Genomic DNA, 6,121 nt, shown 5'->3' with positions numbered 1-6,121 from the left:
GTGGCGGGGCGGTCGGCGGAGTGCCCGGGGACGAGCGCACCGACGCGCTGCGCGTCCAAGTCGGCGAGTGCGAAGCGCAGTTCCGAGGCCGTGGCCGCCCGGTCCCTGGCCGTGTCCCGCAGCCTGGCCGCGTCCCCGCGTACGACCACGGCGCCGACGACCGCCGCGACACAGAGGGCTGCCAGGGCGGCCAGCATGACGAGAGCCTGGGCGCGGAGCCGGACGGGGCCGGTGAGCGCGCGGCGTGCGGCGAACGTGCGGCGTGCTGTGAGCGCGCGACGTACGGTCCGCGCGGTGCGTGACGGCGCCTGGAGGGTCGTCATGGAAGGACGCTAGGGGACGGGTCGCACCGGGGGACGTCATTCAGGCATACGTTCGGTTGCGGGCGGGTGGACTGTGTACGGCGGACGGCGGACGGCGGACTCGGGGTGGGTTCGTGTGTGAACTCCCCTGTTCCGGTGGGCACGTGGGGCGCGGGCAGCACGCGCGTACGTGCCGGCCTCCGGGGTCAACCGGCCTCGCAAAAGTCACGTGGACGCTCTGGCGTCACGACTCCACCCGCTTTACCTTGAGCGCGACGGGTCACCCGCTGTGCCATCGGGCCGGTCGCCCGCCGAACGGCTTGCCGTCCTCGTCCGATCACGTCAGACAAGAGGTGAGTCATGCTTCCTGGCCCCCGCTCTCGTTCGCGCTCCCGCCGTGCGCGCCGCTGGATCGCGCTGGCGGGCATCCTCGGCGCCGTGGTGGCCGTGGCCGCCGGGCCCGCGCGGGCGACGCCCGACCGGGTGCGGCCACCGCTCGTCCAGCCCGTCGATCCACAGCAGTGGCGCAACCCGGACGACATGACCTGGGCCGAGTACCGCGCCGTCCCCGGCACCGACTGGGCGAACCCCGATCACCGGCCCACGAAGCGGAAGTTCAAGGGCGCGCTCGTGCTTCTCGACTATCCGGACGAGGATTTCGCGGTCACCGGACCCGCGGGCTCCACGAAATTCGGGAACCCCGGGACCGAAGCCGCCGGAATTCCCCGTGACCAAGTTGCCGCGTTCTACCGGGACTTCCTGAACAAGCCCGGGGCCCTCAACCACGGGCACACCATCAACGAATACTGGATGGAGGACTCCGGCGGCCGCTTCGGCGTCGACCTGACCGCCTTCGGCGCGTACCGCATGCCGTGGAAGTCCTACCAGTACGGCATAGAGCCCGGCATGAACCCCGGCGCCTGTCCCAGTGGGGAGACCTGCGGCAAGGACATACGCGCCGACGGCAAACGTGCCTGGACCGCCGACGTGGGTGCGGAGAAGACAGGGGAGTTCGACTTCGTCTTCTACCTCACCGCCGGTGAGGACGAGTCCTCCACCTGGCAGGAATTCGGCCCGATGAAATTCGCCACGGCAAAGGATGTTCCGGCCGCGTGGGGCCCGCCGGCACCGTTGGCCGACGGCGGCAACGCGGCCAGGACCCGCTACGTCCCCTGGACCTCCTGGCAGGCGGCCGCCCGTATCTGGCCCAACGCGGCGGACGGCTCGTCCACGCAGGCCGAGAGCTCCGGCATGGCCACGTTCGCCCATGAACTCAGCCACATCCTGGGCATCGGGGACAACTACAACAACCCTTACGGCACCCCGCTGAGCCGCAGCTACACCGGCATCTGGGGCATGCTCTCCCGCGGCTCGTTCAACGGGCCGGGCGGCCCGCACACCCGCTGGCGGATACCCGCGACCAGCGGCGGCTCGATGGGCGCCGAGCACGTCCTGCGGGACAAGATCAAGCTCGGCATGGTCGACGACGGCAACGTCCTGCGCCTCGACCGCGACGCGCTCAAGGATTCCGGCATGGTCGTCGCCCGCGTCACCGCGCGCTCCGCGCCGCCCGGCGAGAAGGGCCTGACCGGCGTCGACATCAGCATGAGCCGCGACCTCTCCCCGGCCTGCGACCGCGCGACCGACCCGCTGTGCGACGGCGGCGGCTACGACAACTACACCGTCGAGGTCGTCGACCGCATGGGCATGGACTCCTTCACCCCGGACCACGGCGTGCTGCTGAGCAAGACCAAGAACGCCGACCGGGCCCCCTTCGCCTGGGTGATCGACGCGCACCCCGAGGACATCGGCATGGTGGACTTCGTCCGCCCCGACGGCACCCCCCAGAAGATCACCATGGGGGACTACCGGCAGCTCAGCGACGCGCTCTTCCACGCGGGGGCCGACTCCGGCAGCTCGTACGAGTACGTCGACGAGGCCAACCGGCTGCACTTCTACGTCCTGGACATCCAGCGCGACACCGCCGGAGTGCTCTCCTACACCGTGGGCGTCAAGTCCCTCGACGGCGCGGGCCCGCGGACCCGCGGCCTCGCCCTCGCCCGCGGCACGGCGAAGGGCAAACCGGCCGACGGCCGGGCCATGTGCACCTTCGCACTCGCCAATACGGGCGGCGCCGCCGCGCAGGACACCCCCTATCTGAACTCCGACGTCTACCGGCTCTCCGCCACGGCCTCGGGCCGCGGCTGGTCGGCCTGGCTCCCGAACCGCCTCACCACCGCCGCCTCCGGCACGAAGGTACCGGTGAACGTCGCCGTGAACGCGAAGCCGGACGCCGCGAAGAAGGGGGAAATCGTCCTCACGGCACGCTCGGAGAGCGACCCGGGGAAGGTGGCGAAGGCGACGTGCACGTTGAAGAAGTCGGGTGACTGAGCCCGAAAACAGATGACTGGGCCCGGCTCTTGGCCGAGCCCGGCTCTCACGGCCGCCGGGCGTAGTCCGGCAGCGGCTGCCATCTCTTGCTGCCGAATCTTGCTGCCGAATCGGTACGCGTACTGCGGCCGGCCCTTGATCGCACTCGTGCGGAAGGGCCGGCCGCGGTCGTCGCGACGGTCGTGACCCTTCTGCTCCGCCTCGGGTGAAGCCGCCCCGGAACTCCCCGGAACTCCCCGGAACCGATGTGTCCGGATGTGGCGGTTTCACGGGGAACCGCCCGGTGAAGATCGACGTTGTGAAGATCCGTCAGATCGCATGTCGGGCTTTCAGTAATTCAGCAATTCGGTAACAGCCAGTCAGAACTTTCTCAGGAGACACACCATGCGTACCGCCAGCCTCACCACCTCCGCCGTTCTCGCCGCGGCCGTCCTCGCGGTGTCCGCGGGTCAGAGCCAGGCCGCCGCCCCGGCGGCGAAGGCCACGTCCGACAAGCGGGTGACGGCGGCCTGCACCGCGGCCGACACCAAGGTGACCGTGCAGAACGTCACCCGCCCGATCAACCACCAGCTGCTCACCGTCACCAACGCGGGCAACAAGGCCTGCAACCTCTACGGTCACCCCTACCTGCGCTTCGGCGAGGCCCAGTCGGCGACCCGGGCGGTCGAGGACAGCAAGCCGCAGGCCGTGGTGACGCTGGCTCCGGGCCGGTCCGGTTACGCGGGCATCAACCTCTCCGCCGCCGACGGCAGCGGCCAGTACGGCCACACCGCCACGTCCCTGGCCGTCTTCTTCGACAACGGCACCGGCGAAGGCTCCGCCGGCCGTCCCGTGCACCTGACCCTCCCGAAGGGCACGTGGACCGACGAGACGGCGTACGTGACGTACTGGCAGCAGACGGCGGCGGACGCGCTGGTCTGGTGACGCGGTCGATGCGGTCGATGCGGTCGACGCGGCGCGCTCGCTGAAGCATCGGCTGGATGAGCCCCGCCGTTCGGCACTTCTCAGCCGTTCAGCGCGGCCACGCCGGCCTGGGCGAACTTCTCGTCGAGGTCGCCGCTCGGCGCCCCTGCCACGCCCACGGCCGCGATGGGGGCGCCCTTCGCCTGGACCGGCGCGCCGCCGGGCAGGAAGAGGGTGCCCGGGATTTCCTTGAGGTTGGGGGTCTTGGAGAGACGGTCCATGAGGGCGGAGGTCGGCGCGTTCCAGGAGACGGCGGTGAAGGCCTTCTTCTCGGCGCTGGCGTAGGACTGCGGGCCCGCGCCGTCGCCCCGGAGGGTGACGACCGTTTTGCCGTCCCGGTCGACGACGGCGACGGAGACCTTCTGGCCTTCCTCGGCCGCGGCGTCGAGCGCGCTCTGGGCGGCCTTGGTGGCGGCGGCGATCGTCAGGCGCGTGGACTGGGTGAGGTTCCGGTTCGCGGCGTCGGCCTTGACGGCGGTCTTGGCGGCGTTCGCGGGACCGGCGGCGTTCGCGGCGTTGGCGGTGACGGCACCGATGGCGCCGGTGGCGAGGACGGCGGCGGTGGCAGTGGCGGCGAGGAGCTTCTTCGACTTGGTCATGGCTCGATCCTCCGGCCGCTCCCGCGCCTCCGGCCTCGCCCCGGTGGCTGCTCGTTCACGGCGTCATGGCGGACCCCCGTGTCGGCCGATCGGATGATGCGAGGGTGGCTCACCCGGGTCAGGATGGGTGGGAATGCGCAGGTCGAGGGGGCTGAGGAAGGGCCGAGGAGGGCTGGAATGTCCGGGGAACGGTGGACGGCCGTCGTCATGCGCGCCGCGTTCTTCCTGCTGCTCGGCGCCTCGCTGGTCCGGTTCCTGATCCGTCACCCCGGTGAGCCGCGTACCCCGTGGATCATCGCGCTGTCCGCCGTTCTCGCGCTGCTGTACGTACTCGGCCCGGTGCCGCTCTCGCACCCCGCGCCGCGCCGGTTCGCCTGGCTGGGCGCGGTGGTCGCCGTCTGGATGGTGCTGGTGGTCCTCGCGCCGAGCTTCGCGTGGTGCGCGGTGCCGCTGTTCTTCACGGGGCTGCGCACGCTGTCCCCGCGCAGGGCGCTCGCCCTCGTCGTGGTCCTCACGGCCTTCGTGGTCGCCGCCCAGCTGAAGCTGTCGTCGGGCGGTTTCGACCCGAACCTGGTCCTGGCCCCGCCCGCCGTCGCCGCCATCGCCACCGCCGTCTTCGTCCACATGCAGCGCCAGGCCGACCGGCAGCGGCAGCTGATCGACGACCTGATCCGCACCCGGCGCGAGCTCGCCGCCACCGAGCGCCGCGAGGGCACGCTCGCCGAACGCCAGCGCCTGTCGATGGAGATCCACGACACCCTCGCCCAGGGCCTGTCCAGCCAGCGGATGCTGCTCCAGGCGGCCGACCGCGTCTGGGGAACCGATCCGGAAGCCGCCCACCGCCACGTCCGTACGGCCGCCTCGATCGCCGAGCGGAACCTGGCCGAGGCGCGGCGCTTCGTCCGCGACCTCGCCCCGGCCGACCTCGCCGACGGCGGTTCCCTGGAACAGGCGCTGCGTGCCCTGGCCGCGCGCGAGACGGACGAGTCCGGAGGCCTCACGGTGCGCTGCCACGTCGAGGGGACACCGGCCGGTCCGCTGCCCGACCGCGTCGCCTCCGCGCTGCTGCGCATCGCGCAGGGCGCGCTGGCGAACGTACGGGAACACGCCCGCGCCACGACGGCCACGCTCACCCTCACCCATCTGGGCGACCAGGTGGTGCTCGACGTCGCCGACGACGGCGTGGGCTTCGACGCGGCGTCCGCCGCGTCCGTCGCCGCGCCGGACGCGGCGGGTACCCGGGGCCATGGGCTGCCCGCGATGCAGGCCCGGGTACGTCAGCTCGGGGGCACGCTGGCCGTGGAGTCGGCGCCGGGCGAAGGAACGGTCCTGTCCGCCGCGATCCCCTTGGACGTCCTGTCATGACCGCGAACGATCCCCTCTGCGGAAGCCCCGCGGCGGCCGGCCCTGCCGACCCTGCTGGCCCTGCCGTCCCCTGCGTCCGCGTCCTGCTCTGCGACGACCACGCGGTGGTACGGGCCGGGCTGCTCGCCCTGATCGGCAGTGAACCCGACATCGACGTGGTGGGGGAGGCGGGCAGCGGCGAGGAAGCGGTGGCCATGGCCGCGAAGCTCCGGCCGGACGTGGTGTTGATGGATCTCCAGCTCGGCCCCGGCATCGACGGGGTGGAGGCCACGCGGCGCATCGCGGCCACCGGCGTTCACGTCCTGGTCCTCACCACCTACGACACGGACGCCGACGTCACCCGGGCCATCGCCGCGGGCGCCACCGGCTACCTGCTGAAGGCCGAACGCCCCGAGGAACTCTTCGCGGCGATCCGCTCCGCGGCCCAGGGCCGCACCACGCTGTCCCCGCCCATCGCCAGCCGCGTCATGGACCGGATGCGCGGCGCCGCCCCGCCCGCCC

Annotated in this window: 6 protein-coding genes; 4 read left to right on the top strand and 2 right to left on the bottom strand. The window is 72.0% G+C overall.

Annotated elements, in window-relative coordinates; translation table 11 throughout:
- Positions 1 to 323, bottom strand: a 323-nt coding sequence (locus tag K6I34_RS29480) for a hypothetical protein (protein ID WP_229330522.1), incomplete at its 3' end; no start/stop codon positions are given.
- A gap of 339 nt (positions 324 to 662) precedes the next feature.
- Here K6I34_RS29480 and K6I34_RS29475 point away from each other — a divergent pair.
- On the top strand, positions 663 to 2,693 hold the full coding sequence (locus K6I34_RS29475; RefSeq protein ID WP_229330520.1) for a M6 family metalloprotease domain-containing protein: 2,031 nt from the start codon (positions 663 to 665) through the stop codon (positions 2,691 to 2,693).
- Positions 2,694 to 3,077: 384 nt separating this feature from the next.
- On the top strand, positions 3,078 to 3,617 hold the full coding sequence (locus K6I34_RS29470) for a DUF4232 domain-containing protein (protein WP_229330518.1): 540 nt from the start codon (positions 3,078 to 3,080) through the stop codon (positions 3,615 to 3,617).
- Between the two features lie 80 nt (positions 3,618 to 3,697).
- On the opposite strand, the gene K6I34_RS29465 is transcribed toward K6I34_RS29470, so the two are convergent.
- On the bottom strand, positions 3,698 to 4,255 hold the full coding sequence (locus K6I34_RS29465) for a heme-binding protein (protein WP_229330516.1): 558 nt from the start codon (positions 4,253 to 4,255) through the stop codon (positions 3,698 to 3,700).
- A 177-nt stretch (positions 4,256 to 4,432) separates the two neighbouring features.
- On the opposite strand from K6I34_RS29465, the gene K6I34_RS29460 reads away from it, so the two are divergent.
- The gene (locus K6I34_RS29460; protein WP_229330515.1) at positions 4,433 to 5,620 is read left to right on the top strand and encodes a sensor histidine kinase; all 1,188 of its coding nucleotides are present in this window, start codon (positions 4,433 to 4,435) and stop codon (positions 5,618 to 5,620) included.
- On the top strand, positions 5,617 to 6,121 hold a 505-nt coding region (locus tag K6I34_RS29455), incomplete at its 3' end, for a response regulator transcription factor (RefSeq protein WP_229330513.1). The genes K6I34_RS29460 and K6I34_RS29455, both read left to right, overlap by 4 nt.

Origin of the sequence: Streptomyces sp. UNOC14_S4 (genome assembly GCF_020740835.1) — a bacterium.
Lineage (GTDB): Bacteria > Actinomycetota > Actinomycetes > Streptomycetales > Streptomycetaceae > Streptomyces.
Note: the sequence above shows the minus strand (reverse complement) of the source record. Positions and strands in the feature narration are given on the sequence as shown.